The organism is Sorangium sp. So ce406 (genome assembly GCF_051474675.1).
Lineage (GTDB): Bacteria > Myxococcota_A > Polyangia > Polyangiales > Polyangiaceae > Sorangium > Sorangium cellulosum_G.
The window spans coordinates 3728581-3748097 of record NZ_CP150340.1; the positions used below are offsets into that span (position 1 = coordinate 3728581).

Genomic DNA, 19517 nt, shown 5'->3' on the forward strand with positions numbered 1-19517 from the left:
TTGGATTTCCTGGTGCTGCGACCTGGGCTTGTGCGGTGGCGCGGGGCGTTTGATCCGTCCGTGATGGCGGGGTGGGGCACGGCCCGAGCGTGGATGTGTTGCGCGGTGTCAGGGGGCCGCGGTTGCGGCCGGCACGTTGCTGGCAAGCTCGGCGGCCATGGGGACAGCTCGTTCGACCGCAATCGTCCATCGCGCCCTGATTCGGCCTGTGCTCTCCGGATGGCTCGCTGCGGCGGCCGCCGCGTGCGGCGCGGGTGAAGGGGGGAACAACCTGGATTCACCGCGCCTCGCCGCGCCGCAGCGCGACAGCCGCGACGTCCTCCTGGCCGCCGCGGGCGACGACTCGAGCGCCGAGCGCGCGCAGCCGGCGCCCGAACGGGCCGGGATCAAGAGCGTGGCAGTCCCGATCGGCAGCACCGGCTTCTCGCGCGGGCGGTCGACGGCCGTCGTCAAGGCCCCGATCGAGCGCGTGCGCGCCGCGGTGCTCTCGTTCGAGCGCTATCCGGAGTTCATGCCGTACTACAAGAAGTGCCGCGTGCTCGGGCGCACCCCTTCGGGCGGGTGGGATGTCTACATGGAAGTCTCGGCCCTGAACGGCGCGGTCACGATGTGGGCGCGCCTCGAGATCCAGAAGCCGGCGCACGTGGATGGAGTCGAGACCTACTCGTCCCGCTTCGTCTCCGGCAACGTGCAAGACCTCCAGGCCACCTGGCAGCTGGAGAAGATCGACGACCAGACGACGCGCCTGTCCCTCGAGGTCTTCCTCCGGCCGAAGCTGCCGCTGCCGAAGAGCCTCCTCAACTCGGAGAACCTCGACGGCTCGGCGCGCGCCGTCGCCGCCATCCGGGCGCGCCTCGAGCAGGCGCAGGACGGGAGCCGCTGACGCGCGCCCGCGGTCGGCGATCGCGTCAGGGCAGCCGGATGCTGAGGTTGTCCAACGCCCCCGAAGGGCCGGGGAGGGGACGGGATCCGAGCGTCCATTTGCGCACCGGCGTCCCGGCCGGCAGGCCAACGTAGTTGTGGCGGTGGCGCGCGCCGTTCAGGTGCGCCCGGTTCCCCGTGAAGGCGCTGAGCCCGGCGGGGGCCTCGTTCTCGATACCGTACAGCGTGTTCCGCGACAGCGTGTTCCCCTCGACGAGCGCGCGCGCGCAGGCCCTCAGCCAGATGCCTTTGCCGTCGTTGTTGGCGGCCTGGCACCCGATGATCCGCGCGTCCCTCTGGCCCTCGAGCAGGAACCCCGCGCCCTTGCGCGGATCGCCGCGCGACGGGCCCGCGTCCACCGGCGGGGCCGGCGGCTGCACGAACAGCGGGGCGCGGTGGACCGTGTTGCCGTCGGCGATGCAGTCGATGAAGGCGTTGTCCTCGCCTCCCACGAAGCCGCCCTCCGGATCCGCGAGCGGCGCCGACGCGATGAACCCGGCCGCGAGCCCGTCGTCCTCGGCGGTCCCGCTCGCGTTCCGGTTCCCCACGGCCGCGCAGCGTCGCAGCACCACCTGGCGGGTCGAGTGGAGCGCGAAGCCGCCGGCGGGCGCGTTCACGCCCACGCTGTGGTTGCCGATCGCGCGGCAGTCCTCGATCAGCGCGCGGTACACCGCCCTGCCGATGCGGAAGCCCAGGGCGGAGAAATCCCTGACCCCATCGGCGGAAGCGCGCGGGTTCGCGTTGTAGTTCCCGTCCGCCTCGCACGCGATCATCTCGAGGTTGCTCGTGGTCGAGATGTTGAATCCGCACGCGCGGTTGCCCGTCAGCGTGTGATTCCGGTTCGCCCGGCAGCGCAGGAACTTGTAGTTCTCCCCCCAGGCGAAGAACCCGGCCGGCTCCCCGCCCGACGTGTTGTCGTGCGCCTCGCAGTCCTCCACGAGCACGTTGCGGCAGACGACGAAGTCGACGCCCACGACGTTGAACTGCACGCCGCTCGGCTGGGCGCTCGTGTTCGCGTTGCGGTTGAACACGCACTGCTTGACCTCCACGTTGTCGCAGAAGAGGACGAGCGCCCCCAGCGTCACCACGCCGTCGAGCCGGCTCGTGTTCTCCGAGCACACGCAGTTGAGCATCCGGATATCGGAGGCAAAGGTGATGTCGTTGCTCGCCTCCTGCGTGCGCTGCGTGCCCATCACGAAGATCCCGCCGTTGCGGCAGAGGAAGCTTGTGTCGATCACCCCGTCGCCGCCGCACCGGCTGACCGAGAGGTCGCGCAGATCCACCTGGCGGCAGTCCCTGGCGACGATCCCGACCCCCTGGATGCCGACCACGCTGCCGTTCTTGATGACGATCCGCCGCCGCCCCTCGACGTGGACGCCCACGTTCCCGGAGACGACCTCGCCCCGGCACGGCCTCGCGCCCGGATCGGTGACGGTCCTGGGCGCCGGGGGGTGCACCTGCCGCAGCGTCCTGCCGCACAGGTCGAGCGTCACGTCGTCGCTCGCGATCGTGATCGCCCGCGCGTCGGCGTCGCTCGCCGCCCAGTCGACGTCCTCCACCAGGGCGTACTGGCCGGGCGCCGTGATGACGAACGGAGCGCGGCGGTCCGGGTCCGGCCCGCCGTTGATGTCCCGCGCCGTGATGGGGATCCTGCGGCAGCGCGCGTCGCCGTGGGGGAGCTCGGTCATGGTTCCTCGCGCGAGTCTACGCCACGGGGCGCCCGGCGCGCGTCACTGGATCGGCGCGGCCCGCAGCGACCCGGCGAGCTTCGCGTAGAGCGCGCTCCGCGGGTCGTCGCGCCGGTAGACGAGGCGGAAGTGGTCGCGCGCGAGGACCGCCGACCGGAGGAGCCGCTTCAGCTTGCCGCCGCGGAGCTCGGCGGCGACCATGTGGAGCGGCAGCACGGCCACGCCCTCGCCCGCGAGCACCAGCGCCTTCATGGCGGCGCCGAGCCCCACCCAGCGATGGCGGGCGAACGCGAAGCGGCCGACGCCGCCCATCTGGTCGGCGAGGTACCGGAACAGCGGCATGGTCGGGTCGATGTCGAGCAGGCAATGCCGCGCGGCGTGCTCCGGGCGGGAGAACTCCGCGCGCTGGAGCAGCTTCGGGGAGGCCACGAACGCGTAGCGCTCCTCGTGCAGCGTCTCCGCCGCGAGGCTCGCGGCGCTCCAGCGGGCGCTCGTGACCACGCAGTCGACGCTGCGGTCGTGGAGGCGGCGCAGCAGGTCGTCGGAGGCGCCGAAGTAGAGGTGGAGCGTCACCTCGGGGCGCCGCCGCGTCAGCTTGCCGAGCTGGGGGACGAGCCAGGACATCCCGAGCTCGAAGCGCGTGCCGAGCGTCAGCTCGACGGGCGCGGGCGCGGGGCTCATCGCGCTGCGCAGGCAGTCCTCGGCGAGCGCCAGGCACTGTCGAGCGCGCGGCAGCATGGCGAGGCCGAGCGGCGTGAGCTGCACCCGGCGGGTGGTGCGCTCGAACAGCGGCGCGCCCACCTGCTCCTCGATCTGCTTGATGCGCTGGCCGAAGGCGGCGGGGCTGAGCGCGACGGCGCGCGCCGCGGTCCGGAAGTTCAGCGTCCGCGCCGCGGCCTCGAAGCAGGCGAGGTTCTCCAGCGAGGGGAGCAGCATGGCCGCATTGTATCGCTGGTCAATACAATCCTCGCCACGAAAGCTCCTCGCCGGCCGTCACGGGCGTCGCGGCGCGGACGCTGAACTTCCGGACCGCGGCGCTGCTCGCCGCAGGAGCCGCGCGGCCCACAGCGAGAGCGCCAGCAGCGAGGCGGCCAGCGCGGCCCCGATCGGCGCGCGGTGCCGCTCGGTGAACGGGAGGTTGCGCGGGGCGCGGGCGGCGCCGAGGGCCGGGTTGGCCTGCGCGGCGCCGAGCCTCGCCGGCGCGGGCGGCAGCTCGCGCTCGCCGCGATCGAGGACGTCTGCCAGGTCGTAGCGGGGGCGCGCGCCGAGCGGGTCGCCGACGTACAGCCGGTGCGGGCCCGGCTGGGCGGCGCGGAACACGATCTCGCGGGCCCGCACCTCGGCTTGCGCGCCCGACAGGGAGAGCGGCGCCGAGTCGCCGTCGTGGACCGTGAGGCGGAGGTAGCGCTTGCGGGTGGGGCTCAGCGGGATCCGCGTCAGCGCGAGCGCGACCCCGGCCTCGCCGCGGGGGCGGACCCGGTAGACGAGGCCGCTGCCCACCGGAGGCCAGACCGCGCGGTACGTGGTCGAGGCGACCTCGACCCGGCGGCTGAACTCCGGCGTGGCGATGTCGAGGAGCACGGCCTGCAGCGGCGCGCCGTCGGCGCCGGCGTCGAGGGTGACGAGGGTCATCTTCGCCTCGCTGTCCCGCTGCGTCTCGACGATCGCGAGCGGCAGCAGCGCGGTCTTGCCGGCGTCGGCCGGCGGCTCGCACGAGACGGCGCCGCCCGTGATCCGGACGTCCGCGGCCGCGCCGCGCGCCGGGGCGACCTCGGGGACGAGGCGGACGCGGACCAGGGCGGCGCGCGAGAGCGGATACGAGACGGCCAGGTGCTCGACCGTCTCCGAGCCCTGGGGGATCCGGTACACGTGGGCGCCGCGCGCCACCTCGCTGAGCGACCTCGGGTCCGCGCCGGTGTCGACCCGCGCCTCGCGGAGGAAGCTGCTGCCGAGCACGCTGAGCTCGATCCGGCAGTGGCGCGTGCCAGGCGCGTCGAGCGCCCAGGTCGCGTGCGTCACGCCGGCGGCGTCGACCCCCGGGTCCAGCATCGTGGCGGCGATCCGGCCGGGGGAGGGCGCGGCGCCCGCCTCGCGGATCACGTACGGCACCTCGGCGCCGTCGGGGCCGGCGATGCGGACGTCGGCGAGCAGCTCCTCGGCGCGGCTCTCGCGGTAGAGCTCGAGATCGACGTCGACGCGGTGGTCGCCGGCGGCGTCGACGCCCTCGATGGGCCGGACGAGCGCGTGCTTCTCGATCGACACGGCCGCGGCGGCCTGCGCCGCGGCGGGCGGCGGCGCCGCGCCGGTCTGGGCCTCCGAGGGCCGCGCGAGGCCGGTCGCCGCGAGCAGGGCGAGCAGCCCGGCCGCGCCCCTCGGGCCGGCGCGCAGCAGCGTCACGAGGCGCCGGCCGAAGCGGGCGTAGAGGAAGCCGCCGCCGACGAGCAGCGCGCCGACGCCGGTGAAGAGCGCGATCTGGTAGATGCGCTCGACGTGCCATACGTCCCAGGCGACGAGCTTCGCGATCGTGACGGCGAACAGCGCGAGCCCGGCGTACCGATGGAAGGCGTCGCGCGCGGCGAACCCCGCCGTGAGCAGCGCGATCGCCGCGAGGGCGAGGACGAGGGTGGTCGCCATCGCGAGGGTCCCCTGCTGGGCCTCGAGGGCGGCGCGGTGCTGCACGACGAGCTCGGCGAACTCCGCCTCGTCGAGCGGGGCGGGGGGCGCGGCGGGGAGCTCGGTGATCGCGCTGCGCACCTCGATGACCACGGTCGCGATGAGCAGGGCGTAGCCGGACCCGAGCGCCGCGAGCCCCGCGGCGCGCATCGAGGGCGCGCGCGGTGAGGACCACGATCGCGCGAGCATGCGCCCCGCGGCGAGCAGGGCCGCGCTCACGCCCGCGAACGCCCAGGCCCTCGCGTTGAGCAGGATGGGGACGGCCATGGCCCCGTCGCGCCCGCGCGTCTCGAACCAGGTCGTCACGAGCGCCTCGGCCTGGGCCCGATCGACGACGAGCGCCCGGGTGAGGGCGGCGACGAAGAGCACCAGGGTGACGGCGAGCCAGGCGCGCTCGCCGGTGCGCGCCGCGATCGCGGCCGCGACCGCCGCGAGGATGCCCCAGACCACGGTGACCGTCGCCCCGCCGAGCCCGAAGGCGACGGCCGCGGCGAAGAGGGCGAGCGCCTGCCCGAGCAGCAGGGCGATGCGATCCGCGGGGGGCGCGCCGGCGCGCGGGGGCGCCGCGCCGGTGAGCGGCGGCGCGGCGCCGGGGTGCCAGGGCGCCGCGCCGGCGTGAAGGGGCGCGGCGCCGGCGCGCAGGAGCGCCGCGCCGAGCGCGAGGTCGAGGGCGCCGGCCGTGGCGGTGAGCAGCGCGCGCAGGGTCGGCGCGTCCGCCGGCGTCGCGCCCAGCGCGGCCGCGACGAACCCGAGCGTCCCCACGCTCGCGGCGAGCGCGGCGGACCAGGAGAGCGCGGGCTCGCGCGGGCGCCGCGTCGAGGCGCCCACGGCGCCGAGGAACACCAGCATGACCAGCGCGGAGGCGGCGAGGAAGCCCGCGTCCACGGCCGCCGGCGCGGCCGCCGCGTCCACCTCGGCCGCCGCGAGCGCGCCGGGGGCCGCCGCCGCGAGCGCGCCGGCCGAGACGAGCGCCGCGGCGAGGAGCAGGGCGGGGAGCTCGGCGCGCGCGGCCATCCACGCGACGAAGGCGGCGGCGCCGGCCAGCGTGAGCGCGAACAGCGCCGCCTCGGTCCCGAACAGCAGCATGCCCGCGGTGCAGGCGAAGAGCGACGCGCCCGCGGAGCACTCGACGGCGGTCCTCCTGTCGAGGCGGCGCGCGAGCCCGGCGTCGCGGAGCCAGCCCGCGAGGTAGACGAGGGTCCAGACCGCGACCAGCGCGACGAGCGTCGTCCGGCCCGGCGCCGGCGCGTCCGCGAACGCCGCGGCGAAGGCGAGGAAGCCGGCGCCCATCGGCGCCAGGAGCCAGCCGGCCGCGCCGAGCGCGCGCAGCGCCGCGACCGCCGCGAGCGCGAGCGCGATCGCGGCGGCGGTGAGCGCGCGCGGGGCGTCGAGGAGCAGCGCGCCCGCGCCGGCGTGCGCGAGCACGAGCGCGGCGACGCCGAGCGCGATGGCGTCCGCGGGCGCGGCGCCGGGGAAGGCGCCGGCCGGCGCGGGGCCGCCGGGCGGGGCCGCGCCCGCGGCAGCGGCGGCGCTCCGGGCGAGCGCGCGGCGCGCCCACAGCGCGCGCAGGACGCCCTGCGACGCGGCGAGCGCGACGAACGCGAGGGGCACCGCGCGCGCGGCGAGCGGGAGGTACGGCCCCGGGAGCGCTTCGGCCGGCGGGTCGGGCCAGGGGGCCGCGCCCGCGTCGCCGAGGGCCGGAGCGGCGCTCGCGTCGAAGTGCCGGTCGTACCAGCCCGAGAACAGCGCTGCGTGGCCGGCGAGCGCGAGCCACGGCGCGACGCGGAAGCCGAGCTTCGCCGCCACCGCGTGGACGACGCTCGTCATGAGCAGGAGGTAGCCGAACAGCAGGAGCGGCCGGTCCTGCCCGGTCGACAGCACGACGGGGTTGAGGAAGCCGGCGACCAGCGAGAGCACGAGGATCGCCTCGCCGCGGTGGCGGAGCGCGAGCGCGGCGCCGAGCAGGAGCAGCGCCGTCTCCGCGGCGAACGCGGCGGAGAACGGGATGAGCTCGTACAGCACCGCGCTCGCCCAGACCGACGCGACGAGCACCGCGAGCCCGAGGCCGAGGAGCGCGTGGACGAAGCGACGCTGCGTTCTCCCGCGGATCACCTCGGCGATCGCGAGGAGCGCGGCGCCCGCCGCCGCGCCGATCGCGACGCGCCCGGTGGGCCCGATCCAGGCGTTGTCCGAGGCGTACTTGAAGAAGAAGAGCGCGCCGAGCAGGAAGGTGGCCGCGCCTGCGCGGGTGAGCCACGTGAGGCCGAGCGTCTCCTCGATGGAGGGTCTCTCCGGGGCGCCGCGGTGCGCGGGGCCGCCGGCGCCGAGGGCGGCGTCGTGGAGCGCCCCCGCCGGGCGAGGTCCCGTGGGGGCGGCGAACGCGGCCGGCGCTGCCGCCGGGAGCGCGCTTTCCTCGCCGGCGGTCGACGCCGATGGCACGGCCGTCGTCAGCGCAATGGCCGGGCCGGCGGCCGCTGGAAACGCGATCTCCGAAGGCGCGCCTGCGGCGCCGGCGGTCACCGCGGGCGTGGCGCCCGAAGCGTCGGCCGCGCTCGCGGGCCCCGCGCCAGCAGCCTCGACGGCGGCCATGGAAGGCGCGACCGCCGCTGGCGCCATGGCCGCCGGCGCGACCGCCGCGGGCGTGACCGCGGCCTGCGCGGCTTGCTCCGGCTCCGGGGCGCTCGCGCCGCGCGGGCTCTGCGCCGGCGCGATCCGCGCGGCGCGTCCGCGCTGCCCGGAGAGCTCGGCCACGCGGCGCTCGAGGGCGCGGATCTGCAACAGGAGATCCTCATTGCGCCGGTTGGCCCGGACGGCGAACACGAACGCCACGACGGGGGCGACCAGGAGATAGGCGACGAGCGCGAGCCCGAAAAAGACGAGGATCCCTGCCCCCATGAGGACTTCGTAGCATAGGGCCTGCGCCGACGGCGCCGCCCGTCCGCGCGACGAAGCCAGTGCTGTTCATGCCGCTCTTGCCGACAGCCCAGCGGAGCAGCGAGGACCTTTCGGCGCGCGCTGGGACTGGAGTAAGGTGCATCCTCATGAGGAACACACGCCTGCCTGATCGCCCCGCGCCAGGCGCCTGCTATCTTCCCCGTGTTCCCGGACGGCGGCGTTGCTCGGGGGGGGAGCGCGGCCATTCGGGAACAGTTCTTTTGTCCTCACGACCCGCCGATCCGGAGACCTTGCGATGCTGAAGCACCCCACCGTCTCCGCATGGCAGCGCGATCACGAGGAGGGCGGTTATCAGGCCGAGGTGCGCGGCTGGACCTTGCGGGTCCGCTGGATTCCCGAGCGTCCCGGCGAGCAACGCGGCTTCGTGTGGGAGGCCGTCGATCCGTCGGGAAAGAAGATCACCTCGCGCGAGATCCACGAGGAGATCGAGGTGGCCATGGCCCACGCCGAGGAGTGCGTGGCCCCCGATCCCGAGAAGCACGAGTCGAAGACCATCGACTGAGCGGCGTGCGCTGCGCGCTGAGCGGCGCGCGCGGGGCTCAGCCCGCCTTGTCCGCCAGCGCGGCCTTGCGGCCTCGCTTGCTCCCGTAATTCCGGATCACGATCTCTCCCACGCGGCCCCGGGCGTCGCTCTTCGCGTTGATGCTCCGGAGCGCCGCCACGCGGTCGATCTTGAACCGCTTGTAGAGCGGCGGGATCTCCGGAACATCGGAGTTCGAGAGCATCACCTTGACGCCTCGCTCGTCGAGCGCGGCGAACAGGGCCGCGAGGCGCTCCTGGTCGCGGAAGCTGAAGCCGCCCGCGCTGTAGGACGTGAAGTTCGCGGTCGACGAGACGGGCGAGTACGGCGGGTCCAGGTAGACGAAGTCGCCCTCCTCGGCGTGGTCGAGCACGCGCTCGAAGTCGCGGACCTCGAGCTCGACGCCCTGGAGCGCCGCCGAGCAGGCCCGGAGCTGGGGCGGGTTGCAGATCGACGGGTTCACGTAGCGACCGAAAGGCACGTTGAAGCGGCCGGCGCTGTTGACGCGGTACAGCCCGTTGAAGCCGGTCCGGTTCAGGAAGATGGTCCGCGCGGCGCGCTCCGGCAGCGAGAGCGTGGTCGGGTCGAGATCGCGAACCCTGTAGTAATGCGCCTGGTCGTAGGCGTGGCTGCCCAGCGCGGCGATGACGTCCTCGACCCGATCGCGCACCGCCCGGTAGCAGTCGATGAGCTCGGCGTTGACGTCCGTCAGGGCCGCGCGCTTCGGCTGGAGGCAGAAGAACAGCGCTGCTCCTCCCACGAACGGCTCGAAGTAGCGCCCGTACGACGTGGGCAGCAGCGGCTGGAACTGCCGGAGGAGCTGGCCCTTGCCGCCGGCCCACTTGAGGAACGGGCGTGGCAGCGGGGGCGCGGCGCTGTCGGGTTCGGTGACAAGTGCGGTGGTCATCGCGCAATACTGGACGCCAACCTACCAGGGCGCGCGATCGTCCTCAACCGCCGCGGCTCACCGCGAGCGAGCTCACCGTCCAGAGCGCCTCGCCGGTCCGCCCCCGGCGCGCGACCCCCGGGGCCCCATGAGGCGCGCCACGCGTCGCTCCGGGCTAGGACGTTCTATGTCCACAACCCGACCCCCACGGACGGTGATGTGCCTTGTCGTCGAGGGCGGGTGTTGATTCATTTGATGAGTGATTACGGATAGTTGAAAGCAAGCGTGAGCGCGGATGACCGCGTCTGTCCACCGCCCGGATCATGGGATGTCGTCGCTTGCGCGGCAGCGGAGCAGGGATAAGTTGAAGTCTCGTCACGCGGGCCGAGCAGCCGCTCGATGGGGCGGAGCTCTCCCGCATTCACGCACCGCCGCCTCGGGCCGTCTCGCCGCCGGCCCTGGGCGGCGCGGCAGGGGCTCGCCCGGGCGCAGCGCGCGGGCGCCCCGCGCCGTGTAGCGGCTTTTGTCGAAGCCGCCGTTCCCTCTCGACAGGAGGAATGCCGCCATGATGCTTGCCTTCGACCTCGATCGCGACGACGCCCCGCAGCAGCGCCGCCCCGCTCCGGCGGACGGACCTGGCTGCTTCGGCGAGGCTGCGGATTACCGGGCTCAGCGGATCCTCTTTGCCGCGCGCGGCTGGATCGCGGAGCAGGACGGCATGACGACCGACGGTCGGTCGCTCCTGCTGTTGCACGCCCAGAGGACGTCTCCGGACCGCCGCGAGACGCTGGTGCGCTGCTTCGAGCGCGTGCTCCTGCACGCCCCCCGGCCGGAGCTCCCGGCGCTCGCCGCGTCGCTGCGCCAGGCGGGGCTCTCCGTCGACGAGGGGCTCTCCGTGATGGGCGCCCCGGCCGGCGAGGTGTGGGCCGCCGTGCAGGGCCTCGGCCGGTTCCGCTCGTTCCCGGCGGGCCTCCACCTGTCCAGGGTCTCGCCGGACGACGACGACGACGCGATCCGCGCGATCCAGGAGCTCCAGGCCGAGAGCGGCCACGCGCCGCTCCCGGGGTGGACCTTGCGCGGCGGCGACGGGCGCTCCTTGACCCTCGCGCTGCGCGACGGCCGCGGCGCGCTGGTCGGCTGCACGACCCTGTGCGTCCTGACGCGGCCGGCGCCCGCCGACGGCGGGCGCGAGGCGCCCTCGCAGCTCGGGCTGCTGGGCGCCCCGCCGCTCTGGATCTCCGACGTGGGCGAGGCGCCTTCCTGGACCGGCATGCCGATCTGCACCTGCCTGCGCGACGAGTACCGCGGCCGCGGGCTCGGGGCGCCGCTCCAGGCCGCGGCGCTCCGGGAGGGGCACGAGCGCTTCGGGATCCGGTGGTTCTACGCGCTCGTCAGGGCCGGCGACGAGATCGCGAAGCGCATGAACGCGCGCTGCGGCCTCGCCCCGCACCGGGCCGAGGGGTTCCTCCTCGCCTCGGCGGGCCCGTCGGAGCGGCCCCGGCGTCTGGCCGAGCCGCGCCGCGGCTCAGGCTGACAGCACGGGCGCGAGGATCTTGCCGAGCTCCGCGGCGATCTTCTTCTGCTGCGGGACGCGCGCGCCGATCGACGCGAGGTAGAGCGTCCGGTCGCAGACGGTGAGCCGCGTCGCGTAGAAGTCGTCGCCGCCGGCCACCGCGTCGACGAACTCGTCGAGCTCGGCGTACCCGGTGACCTTGTCGGCGCAGCCGGCGCCCAGCGCGGCGAGCAGCGCGAGCTCGTCGTCGCTCCCCGCGCCGCCGGCGCCGCGCGCCCCGGCGAGGAGCAGGCCCTCCTCCCCGGCGAGGGCCACGGCGCGCGCGCCGCTCCCCTGCATCGCCTCCACCAGGCAGCGCTCCACGGCATCTTGAGGGACATCGCTCGGCGTCATCTGCTGCTTCATCGGGGTGCCTCCGGCCGCGACTCTGCCCCGACCGCCGCCGATGCCCAAGAAATCGGCGGCCGATCGCGGAGCGACGCCCTGGCTCCGCATGTCGGAGTTTCCGTCGCAGGTGGCCGATCGGCGCAGGTCGCGGGTGGCCGATCGGCGCAGCTAGCCGATCGACCACAGCGCCGGCGTCTCGCCCGCGACGCGGCGGCGGATGGAGTCGAGCGCGCGCTCGTAGTAGCCGTCGCGCGCCGCCACGAACTCGTCGAGCCGCACGTCGCGCGGCGCGATCTTCACCGCGCCCGCGGCGTCCGGCGCGTCCCGCAGCAGGCCGGTCACACGCTGCGCCTCGCCCCGGACCAGGCGCACCGCCGCGCCGAGCGGGAGCGACAGCAGCGCGGTGACCTCCTCCGGATGCGGACGGAACGCCGCGAGCGTGCGGCGGGTCGTCGCGACGAGCACGTCCTGCAGCTCGCGGTCGACGATGCCCGGCGCGTGATCATCCACGCTGCGGCGCGTGCCGATCCGGATCACGTCGCCCGGCGCGAGCGGCAGGCCGATCTCTTCCTCCGCCTCGCGCAGCGCCTCCGCGAGGTCCTCGCCGGCGCGGTAGTGCCCGGACACGGCGACCTCGAAGGCGCCGGGCCACGTGTCCTTCTCCGGGCTGCGCTGCTGGAACAGCACCCAGGGCTCCGCGTCGCCCCGGGAGGCGCCGGGCTCCCGCTCGAGGAGCACCCAGACGTGGACGCTCCGGTGCCAGTCGCCGTCGCGGTGGACGAGCCTGCGCGCCTTGCGCACGCCGAGCGGCCTGCCGCTGCGATCGAAGACATCGAAGGGCTCGTCCCCGTCCTGCGCCGCCATGCGTCGAGGGTACCGCACCGCGAGCGGCGCGCCGTCCCTTGCTACTCCAACGAAGTCGGTGGTTCCGGCTGCCTCGTGTGTTCCTCGACGAAGCCGTACTTCATCAGGAAGAGGCGCGACGCGCAGCGCCGCCCTGCCCGCCCCGGGCGCTCATCGCGCCGCAAGCGTCAGTCTCCCGAACGGATCAGGCAGCGTCGCTACCGGCGCGAAGGGGCGACACGGTGAGCTGCTGCGCCGAGAGTGCCAGACCCGGGGCGTCGTTCGGAACGTTCGAACGACGACAGCGCGAGGGCTGGCGGGGAAAGAGAAGTCAGAGTGGCGATCCCAGCGGGAATCGAACCCGCGTTACCGGCGTGAGAGGCCGATGTCCTAACCGCTAGACGATGGGACCTTGTTCTGTCGAGATGGCCTACAGCAGAGCTGATCGGCCTGGCTGGGGGACAAGGATTCGAACCTTGATAGCAAGAGCCAGAATCTTGCGTCCTGCCGTTAGACGATCCCCCAAGGGGTGAGCGCTCTGCATCAGCGCCACGGGCCGCGGAATCTACTCGGGCTGCCCGGTATGTCAAGCGATGAAAATCGAGCCCGGCGAAGAAAGCTCCTCGGCGCCGAAAATCCGCCGCATTTCGCGCCCTTCTGGCCGAGCGTCACCCCCCCGGGTCCACCCTGGGCGCGCGCCGGCCCCCTCGGCGCCGCGTCCGTCCACCCCGACGGTGCCCCCCCTTGGCCCCCTCCGGCTTCATCATCACGTTGCGCCTTGGCTTCGGCTTCCCAGTTCCTCCAGAAATTGCCGTTTCGTTTTCCAGGCGCAGCGTCGACCGAAAAGTCGCGACTGTCTGCCGAGCGCCCTTGACGCGCCGGGAGCCTGATTTACTTTCGGCGCGGTTTTAGCCACCGGCCTAGGAGAGTGCCAAGCAACTGTGATCCCGGGCACTTAGCTCTCGTCGTGTGGGCGGAAGGCCCCGGCGGTGGGGGCGAGCGGGACCTACGGCGAGGCCGATGGTCAGTCAACCAGCCGAGGACGAGGAGCCACCATGAGAATCAGGCCGCTGCAGGATCGGATTGTCGTCAAGCGTGTCGAGAGCGAGACGAAGACCAAGGGGGGCATCATCATCCCCGACGCCGCGAAGGAGAAGCCGATCGAGGGGCGCGTCGTCGCCGTGGGCAACGGCAAGGTCCTGAAGGACGGCAAGGTCCGCCCGCTCGAGGTGAAGGTCGGCGACAAGGTGCTGTTCGGCAAGTACAGCGGCACCGAGGTGAAGCTCGACGGCGAGGAGCACGTGCTCCTCCGCGAGGATGACGTGCTCGCGGTCACCGAGTCCGCCTCCGCCGCGACGTGATCCGGATCAGGCAACCGAACCCAAGCGTTGCAGATGCGGCCGCGCGGCCGCGAGGGGATTGAGAGATGGCTGCGAAGCAGATCGTTTATAGCCGCGGCGCCCGCGCCGCGATCCTGAAGGGCGTGAACACGCTCGCCGATGCGGTCAAGGTGACCCTCGGGCCCAAGGGACGGAACGTCGTCATCGAGAAGAGCTGGGGCGCGCCGGTCGTCACGAAGGACGGCGTCACGGTGGCGAAGGAGGTCGAGCTCGCCGGCAAGCTCGAGAACATGGGCGCGCAGATGGTGCGCGAGGTCGCCTCGAAGACGAGCGACAAGGCGGGCGACGGCACGACGACGGCGACGGTGCTGGCGCAGGCGCTCTTCGGCGAGGGCCTCAAGCTCGTCGAGGCCGGCCACAACCCGATGGACCTGAAGCGCGGCATCGACGCGGCGGTCGCGAAGGTCATCGAGGCCGTGCAGCAGGCCGCCAAGCCCACCAAGGACAAGGACCAGATCGCCCAGGTCGCCACGGTCAGCGCCAACGGCGACAAGGAGATCGGTCAGATCCTCGCCGACGCCATGGAGAAGGTCGGCAAGGAGGGCGTGATCACGGTCGAGGAGAACAAGCGCATGACGACGGAGCTCGAGACCGTCGACGGCATGCAGTTCGACCGCGGCTACCTCTCGCCCTACTTCGTGACCGACGCCGAGAAGATGACGGCGGTCCTCACGAACCCGCTCATCCTCGTCCACGAGAAGAAGATCTCGGCGATGGCCGACCTCCTGCCGCTGCTCGAGCAGGTCGTGAAGCAGGGGCGCGAGCTGCTCATCCTCTCCGAGGACATCGAGGGTGAGGCGCTCGCCACGCTCGTCGTGAACAAGCTGCGCGGCACCATCAAGGTCGCCGCCGTGAAGGCGCCCGGCTTCGGCGATCGCCGCAAGGAGATGCTGAAGGACATCGCCATCCTCACCGGCGCGACCCCGTTCATGGAGGACCTCGGGCAGAAGCTCGAGAGCGCCACCGTGCGCGACCTCGGGACCGCCAAGCGGGTCGAGATCGACAAGGACAACACCGTCATCGTCGACGGCCAGGGCGACAAGACCGCCATCAAGGGCCGCATCGAGGCGATCCGCAAGCAGATCGCGGACACGACCAGCGACTACGATCGCGAGAAGCTCCAGGAGCGGCTCGCGAAGCTCGCCGGCGGCGTCGCGGTGGTGAAGGTCGGCGCGGCGACCGAGACGGAGATGAAGGAGAAGAAGGCGCGCGTCGAGGACGCGCTGCACGCGACCCGCGCCGCCGTCGAAGAGGGCATCGTGGTCGGCGGCGGCGTGGCCCTGCTCCGGGCGGCCGCGACGCTCGACGGGCTCAAGTTCAACGACGGGCGCGACGCCGGCGTGCGGCTCGTCCGCCGCGCCCTCGAGGCGCCGGTCCGCCAGATCGCCCAGAACGCGGGTGTCGACGGGACGGTGGTCGCGGAGAAGATCCGGTCGGGCGCGCCCACGTTCGGCTACAACGCCGCGACGGACGCGTACGAGGACCTGCTCGCGGGCGGGGTCATCGACCCGGCCAAGGTCGTGCGCCACGCGCTCACCAACGCGGCCAGCGTCTCCTCGCTGATGCTCACGACCGAGGCCCTCATCGCCGAGAAGCCCAAGAAGGAGAAGGCCGCGGCCGGCGGGGCCCCCGGCGGCATGGGCGGCATGGGGGGTATGGGCGGCATGGGCGGCATGGGCGGCATGGGCGGCATGGGCGACTTCGACATGGGTTGATCGCCTGTCCGCGCCGCGCTCGGTCCCGGCGCCGGCCTCCACGCCGGCGCTGTTCGCCGAGCGCGCCGCTCCCGATGCAGCGGGCCGAGGGGTCCTCCAAAGCATGCTGGCTTGGAGGGCCCCTCGCGCTTTGTGAGGCCGAGCGCTCTTGCCTGGGTTTTTGACCCGCGGTCGCGCAGGGCGCTAGACTCTCGGGCAATGTCGGAATCGTCGTTCGCCCGCCGTGGCCGCGCGTACGTGCCGGGCGACGTGCCCTTTCACGGGGGCGATTCCCACGCCGGGGCGGCGATCATGGTGACCGACATGCGGCGATCGAGCGATTTCATCGAGCTCCCGAGGACGCCGCAGAAGCTCGGCGGAGAGAGCTGAGCCGGTGGAGCTGCGCGTCATCGGCTGCCACGGCGGCGAGACCCCCAGGCATCGCACGTGCGCGTTCGTCGTGGACGACGTCCTTGCGATCGACGCGGGCTCGCTGACGAGCGGGCTCGAGATCAAGGAGCAGGCGCGGATCGAGGCGTGCCTCGTGAGCCACGCGCACCTCGATCACATCCGCGACCTGGCCACCATCGCGGACAACCGCTGCCAGCTCGGGTGCCCGCCGCTCGTGATCGCGGGCACGCGCGAGACGCTGCGGACGCTGAAGAAGCACTTCTTCAACAACGTGCTGTGGCCCGATTTCGCGGTGATCCCGACGCCCGCGCAGCCGACCATCCAGTACCTCGAGCTCAAGCCGGAGCGCCCCACGATGGTGGCCGGGCGGCTCGTGCGCGCGGTCCAGGTGACGCACACGATCGACGCCTCGGCGTTCGTGATCGAGGGGAGCGGCGGCGCCATCGCGTACAGCGGCGACACCGGGCCGACCGACCGGCTGTGGGAGGTGCTGAACCAGCAGCAGGACCTCCGCGCGCTGCTCATGGAGGTCAGCTTCCCCGACCGGGAGCAGCGGCTCGCCACGGTGAGCGGCCACCACACGCCGCAGACGCTCGCCGTCGAGCTCCAGAAGTACCGCGCGCCGAAGGACCTGCCGACGATGCTCTACCACATCAAGCCGGTCTTCCAGGCCGAGGTGGAGCGGGAGTGCGCCGCGCTGAAGGGGCTGAACCTGGAGGTCCTCCAGCTCATGGACCACTTCGTCCTGTAACCAGCTAACCAACGGGCCGGCTGGCGGCCGGGCTGCCCGGCCCGAGGAGACCCTGCTCGTCGCGCGGCAGGGGGACCCCGCCGCGCTCGCCCGAGCCCCCGCTCCTCCGGCGCTGCCGGAGGGGGCGCGGCGACGCGCCGCTAGCGGCTCTCCTGGGTGGGATCGTCGTTGAAGGTGCGCTTGCCGTCGGGGACTTCCTCGACGCGGGCGAGGACGACCGTGATGTTGTCGGTGCCGCCGAAGTAGTTCGCCCGGTCGATGAGCGCCTTGCACGCCGCGTCCAGCGAGCCGCTGGACATCACGAGCTCGAGGATCTGATCGTCGCTCACGAGCCCGGAGAGGCCGTCCGAGCAGAGGAGGTACACGTCGCCGTGGCGCGTCTCGTCCGTCACGAGATCGACGAGGACGTCCTCGCGGATGCCGAGCGCGCGCGTGATGACGTTGGCCGGGAGCTGCCGGACCTCCTCCTCGGTCATCCACGGCGCCATGTGCGCGGCGTCGCTGACGAGCGAGTGGTCGCGCGTGAGCTGCGTGATCTGGCTGTCGCGCAGGCGATAGCAGCGGCTGTCGCCCACGTGGCCGACCGTCACGTGCTCGGCGTCCTTGGAGAACATCGCCGCCACGATCGTCGTGCCCATGCCGAAGTCGGCGAGCGTCTTCAGCGAGCGATCGAAGATGCGCCGATTCGCCAGCCTGAGGCCGGTGACGACGTAGTTCTCTTCCTCCGTGAGGTTCGGATCGGCAGGGAACGGCCACGTCGCGTCCCTCCCGACCGTCACGGACAGGAAGTCCGAGAGGGTGCTCACGGCGAGCTGGCTCGCGACGTCGCCCGAGCGGTGTCCGCCCATGCCATCCGCCACGGCCACGACACGGTACTCCTCGCTGACGAGGAGGTTGTCCTCATTGTGGTCCCGGAGGAGCCCGGTATCCGTCATCCCGGCAAACCGGGTCCGCAACATGGGCAGAGAGTAGACGCGGAGCAGGGGGGCAGCGCAAGTTCAAGGCGAGGGCAAAGCTGAAATCCTGGGCCGGATCTCCCACAGGGGCGGCTCCGTGCCCGTAAGAAGCGGCCAGCCGCGGGGGCGGTGGACCCTTCCGGAGGCGCCCGCTCGCCGCGCGCACTTTGCTCTTGAAAGATGAGGGGGGACGTGGATTTCCCCGCCGCGCGCCCGACCGAGCGCGCGCGGCGCGCTTCCGGCGCGCGACGACGGCGCGGGCGCCCGCTCAGAGCCAGCTCTCGCCGATCGCGATCCCGAGCGCGGCGGCGATCGTCTCGGCGGCGCGCACGCCGCACGCCTGCGCCTCCTCGAAGAGCGCCATCCCGGCCTGATCGACGTGCGCCCAGGCGACGCGCTCCGAGAGCGCGCAGGGCGGATCGAACGGCCGCGCGCCGAGGAAGCCCGGGCGCGGGCGCGGCATCGCGTGGCCCCAGATCATGACGTCCATGCGCGCGACGTCGTCGCGCAGGTGCGGGTGCGCCGGCGCGAGATCGCGCAGCACGCCGTCCGCGATCGACGCCCACGGCGCGCCGAGCAGCGCCGCGCGCGCGGCGGCGACGTCGGGCCCGCCGTAGGCGCGGTAGTAGGTCAGCACGGTGCGCTGCATCGGCGTCGCGAGGCGCGACCGCTGCGTCGTCGCCGCCGCGAGATCGGTGAGCTGGTGGCGCGCGTCGACGTAGCCGAGCCCGTCTGCGCCGTAGAGGACGGAATCCCACGCGTGGTTCGGGTCGAGGGGCCGCTCGACGTGCAGGTTCGCCACGAGCCACGCCGACGTGGTCCGCTCGGGCAGCTCGCCCGCCGCGCTCCCCGCGAAGATCCGGCGCGCGACGAACGCCGGCGCCGCGAGGATCGCGGCGCGCGCCTCGACCCGGCGCGCCTCGCCGCGCTGCACGTCGATGTAGCCGACCTCGACGCCGCCCTCCGGCAGCGGGCGCACCGACGTGACGAGCGCGCCGAGCGACACGCGCGGCGCGGCGCGCTCGAGCAGCGCCTTCACGAGCCGGCCGTTGCCCTCGGGCCAGATCAGGTAGTGGCTGCCCGCGAGCTCCGGCGTGCGCACCTTGCGCCCCGCGAAGTAGTGCAGCCCGGCCCAGGCCGAGATCTCCTCCGGCTCGCCGCCGAAGTCGTCGAGCATCGCGTAGCGCACGTACCAGCGCAGGAAGGGCGTGCGGTACCCCTCGCGATCGAGCCACGCCGCCATGCTGATCCGGTCGAGCTCGAGGAGCTCGGGATCGCGCGACGAGCGCGCGAGCGGGATCTGGAACGCCGCGCGCCCGTCCCTGCCGGTGAGCTCCGTGAGGTCCTCCTCGAGCGCGTGGAACCGCTCGAGCTCCTCCAGCGCGTCGTCCGGCAGCGCGTCGACAGGCGCGAGGCCGGCGTGCCACGCGCCCTCGTAGAACAGCCGCTCGCCCGGCGCGTGGCAGAGCCTGCGCGGATCGAACACGGGGCGCCCCGCCGCGTCCCACCCGGTGACGACGCCCATCTGATCGAGCAGCCGCAGCGTCGCGCGCGCCTCCACGTTCGGCGCGGCGAGGTAGTGCGCGCCCCACGGGTACGGCACCACGCCGTCCTCGCCCCACGCGCTCGTGCCGCCGGGCCGCGGCTCGAGCTCGAGCACCCGCAGATCGAGCCCGGCGTCGGCGAGGCGCCACGCGGCCGACAGCCCGCTCACCCCGCCGCCGACGATGACGACGTCCGCGCGCTCCGGCGGGCCGGACGCCGTCATCGTCGACGCGCGCGGCGCGCCGCCGCGGAGCAGGTGACCCGCGCCGTGGGACGCGCCGACGATCTCGCCGGCGAGCGGCGGCCGCCCCGGCGAGGCCGCGTGCACGAGCCAGCCCGCGGCGACGGAGCTCAGGAAGCCGCGGCGGTTCACC

15 protein-coding genes and 2 tRNA genes are annotated in these 19517 nt (G+C 73.5%); 7 read left to right on the plus strand and 10 right to left on the minus strand.

All coding sequences use genetic code 11. The features are described from left to right. The first annotated feature begins 208 nt into the window (after positions 1 to 208). Complete coding sequence (locus tag WME96_RS13890; protein ID WP_437290605.1) at positions 209 to 883, plus strand: type II toxin-antitoxin system RatA family toxin; 675 nt, start codon at positions 209 to 211, stop codon at positions 881 to 883. A 25-nt stretch (positions 884 to 908) separates the two neighbouring features. Here the strand turns inward: WME96_RS13890 and WME96_RS13895 are convergent, their stop codons facing one another. Genes WME96_RS13895 through WME96_RS13905 form a run of 3 tightly spaced genes read right to left on the minus strand, consistent with a single transcriptional unit; the run spans position 909 to position 8177 of the window. Then, entirely contained in the window at positions 909 to 2609 is a 1701-nt protein-coding gene (locus WME96_RS13895) for a right-handed parallel beta-helix repeat-containing protein (protein ID WP_437290606.1), read from the minus strand. Between the two features lie 42 nt (positions 2610 to 2651). Then, the gene (locus tag WME96_RS13900) at positions 2652 to 3545 is read right to left on the minus strand and encodes a LysR family transcriptional regulator (RefSeq protein WP_437290607.1); all 894 of its coding nucleotides are present in this window, start codon (positions 3543 to 3545) and stop codon (positions 2652 to 2654) included. A 57-nt stretch (positions 3546 to 3602) separates the two neighbouring features. Next, positions 3603 to 8177 (minus strand): DUF2339 domain-containing protein, encoded by a 4575-nt coding sequence (locus WME96_RS13905; RefSeq protein WP_437290608.1) that lies wholly within the window; start codon positions 8175 to 8177, stop codon positions 3603 to 3605. Between the two features lie 295 nt (positions 8178 to 8472). Between WME96_RS13905 and WME96_RS13910 the strand changes: the two genes are divergently transcribed. Next, a complete protein-coding gene (locus WME96_RS13910) occupies positions 8473 to 8739 on the plus strand; it encodes a hypothetical protein (RefSeq protein ID WP_437290609.1) in 267 nt (88 codons plus the stop codon). A 37-nt stretch (positions 8740 to 8776) separates the two neighbouring features. Here the strand turns inward: WME96_RS13910 and WME96_RS13915 are convergent, their stop codons facing one another. Next, positions 8777 to 9664, minus strand: a complete 888-nt coding sequence (locus WME96_RS13915; protein ID WP_437290610.1) for a DNA adenine methylase — start codon at positions 9662 to 9664, stop codon at positions 8777 to 8779. Between the two features lie 544 nt (positions 9665 to 10208). On the opposite strand from WME96_RS13915, the gene WME96_RS13920 reads away from it, so the two are divergent. Next, positions 10209 to 11177 (plus strand): hypothetical protein, encoded by a 969-nt coding sequence (locus tag WME96_RS13920; RefSeq protein ID WP_437290611.1) that lies wholly within the window; start codon positions 10209 to 10211, stop codon positions 11175 to 11177. On the opposite strand, the gene WME96_RS13925 is transcribed toward WME96_RS13920, so the two are convergent. The 4 genes from WME96_RS13925 to WME96_RS13940 all read right to left on the minus strand — a co-directional run bounded on the left by WME96_RS13925 (position 11169) and on the right by WME96_RS13940 (position 12911). Beyond that, complete coding sequence (locus WME96_RS13925) at positions 11169 to 11561, minus strand: hypothetical protein (protein ID WP_433935943.1); 393 nt, start codon at positions 11559 to 11561, stop codon at positions 11169 to 11171. The two genes, WME96_RS13920 and WME96_RS13925, sit on opposite strands and share 9 nt — an antisense overlap. Positions 11562 to 11711: 150 nt before the next feature. Continuing rightward, on the minus strand, positions 11712 to 12407 hold the full coding sequence (locus WME96_RS13930) for an NUDIX hydrolase (RefSeq protein ID WP_437290612.1): 696 nt from the start codon (positions 12405 to 12407) through the stop codon (positions 11712 to 11714). 316 nt (positions 12408 to 12723) lie between these two features. Further along, a tRNA-Glu gene (locus WME96_RS13935) sits at positions 12724 to 12798 on the minus strand. A gap of 39 nt (positions 12799 to 12837) precedes the next feature. Continuing rightward, positions 12838 to 12911: transfer RNA gene (locus WME96_RS13940), tRNA-Gln, on the minus strand. A 530-nt stretch (positions 12912 to 13441) separates the two neighbouring features. On the opposite strand from WME96_RS13940, the gene groES reads away from it, so the two are divergent. From groES to WME96_RS13960, 4 genes are all read left to right on the plus strand, one after another. Beyond that, positions 13442 to 13747 carry a co-chaperone GroES gene (gene groES / locus WME96_RS13945; RefSeq protein WP_061607224.1) on the plus strand — a complete coding sequence of 102 codons (306 nt, stop codon included), beginning with the start codon at positions 13442 to 13444 and terminating at the stop codon, positions 13745 to 13747. Positions 13748 to 13812: 65 nt separating this feature from the next. Next, positions 13813 to 15501, plus strand: coding sequence for a chaperonin GroEL (groL, locus tag WME96_RS13950; protein ID WP_437290613.1), 1689 nt, complete (start codon positions 13813 to 13815; stop codon positions 15499 to 15501). A gap of 198 nt (positions 15502 to 15699) precedes the next feature. Beyond that, positions 15700 to 15870, plus strand: a complete 171-nt coding sequence (locus WME96_RS13955) for a hypothetical protein (RefSeq protein ID WP_437290614.1) — start codon at positions 15700 to 15702, stop codon at positions 15868 to 15870. 4 nt (positions 15871 to 15874) lie between these two features. Further along, positions 15875 to 16642 (plus strand): MBL fold metallo-hydrolase, encoded by a 768-nt coding sequence (locus WME96_RS13960; RefSeq protein WP_061620633.1) that lies wholly within the window; start codon positions 15875 to 15877, stop codon positions 16640 to 16642. Positions 16643 to 16782: 140 nt separating this feature from the next. Here WME96_RS13960 and WME96_RS13965 read toward each other — a convergent pair whose 3' ends face one another. Both WME96_RS13965 and WME96_RS13970 read right to left on the minus strand, forming a co-directional pair. After that, on the minus strand, positions 16783 to 17601 hold the full coding sequence (locus WME96_RS13965) for a PP2C family protein-serine/threonine phosphatase (RefSeq protein WP_433935947.1): 819 nt from the start codon (positions 17599 to 17601) through the stop codon (positions 16783 to 16785). 265 nt (positions 17602 to 17866) lie between these two features. Then, entirely contained in the window at positions 17867 to 19516 is a 1650-nt protein-coding gene (locus WME96_RS13970) for an FAD-dependent oxidoreductase (protein ID WP_437290615.1), read from the minus strand. Position 19517: the final 1 nt, after the last annotated feature.

Bases quoted from the DNA above. Each gene is read 5' to 3' on its own strand.
- WME96_RS13895 (WP_437290606.1), bottom strand. From the start codon at position 2,609: ATGACCGAGCTCCCCCACGGCGACGCGCGCTGCCGCAGGATCCCCATC.
- WME96_RS13900 (WP_437290607.1), bottom strand. From the start codon at position 3,545: ATGCTGCTCCCCTCGCTGGAGAACCTCGCCTGCTTCGAGGCCGCGGCG.
- WME96_RS13905 (WP_437290608.1), bottom strand. From the start codon at position 8,177: ATGGGGGCAGGGATCCTCGTCTTTTTCGGGCTCGCGCTCGTCGCCTAT.
- WME96_RS13910 (WP_437290609.1), top strand. From the start codon at position 8,473: ATGCTGAAGCACCCCACCGTCTCCGCATGGCAGCGCGATCACGAGGAG.
- WME96_RS13915 (WP_437290610.1), bottom strand. From the start codon at position 9,664: ATGACCACCGCACTTGTCACCGAACCCGACAGCGCCGCGCCCCCGCTG.
- WME96_RS13920 (WP_437290611.1), top strand. From the start codon at position 10,209: ATGATGCTTGCCTTCGACCTCGATCGCGACGACGCCCCGCAGCAGCGC.
- WME96_RS13925 (WP_433935943.1), bottom strand. From the start codon at position 11,561: ATGAAGCAGCAGATGACGCCGAGCGATGTCCCTCAAGATGCCGTGGAG.
- WME96_RS13930 (WP_437290612.1), bottom strand. From the start codon at position 12,407: ATGGCGGCGCAGGACGGGGACGAGCCCTTCGATGTCTTCGATCGCAGC.
- groES (WP_061607224.1), top strand. From the start codon at position 13,442: ATGAGAATCAGGCCGCTGCAGGATCGGATTGTCGTCAAGCGTGTCGAG.
- groL (WP_437290613.1), top strand. From the start codon at position 13,813: ATGGCTGCGAAGCAGATCGTTTATAGCCGCGGCGCCCGCGCCGCGATC.
- WME96_RS13955 (WP_437290614.1), top strand. From the start codon at position 15,700: ATGTCGGAATCGTCGTTCGCCCGCCGTGGCCGCGCGTACGTGCCGGGC.
- WME96_RS13965 (WP_433935947.1), bottom strand. From the start codon at position 17,601: ATGTTGCGGACCCGGTTTGCCGGGATGACGGATACCGGGCTCCTCCGG.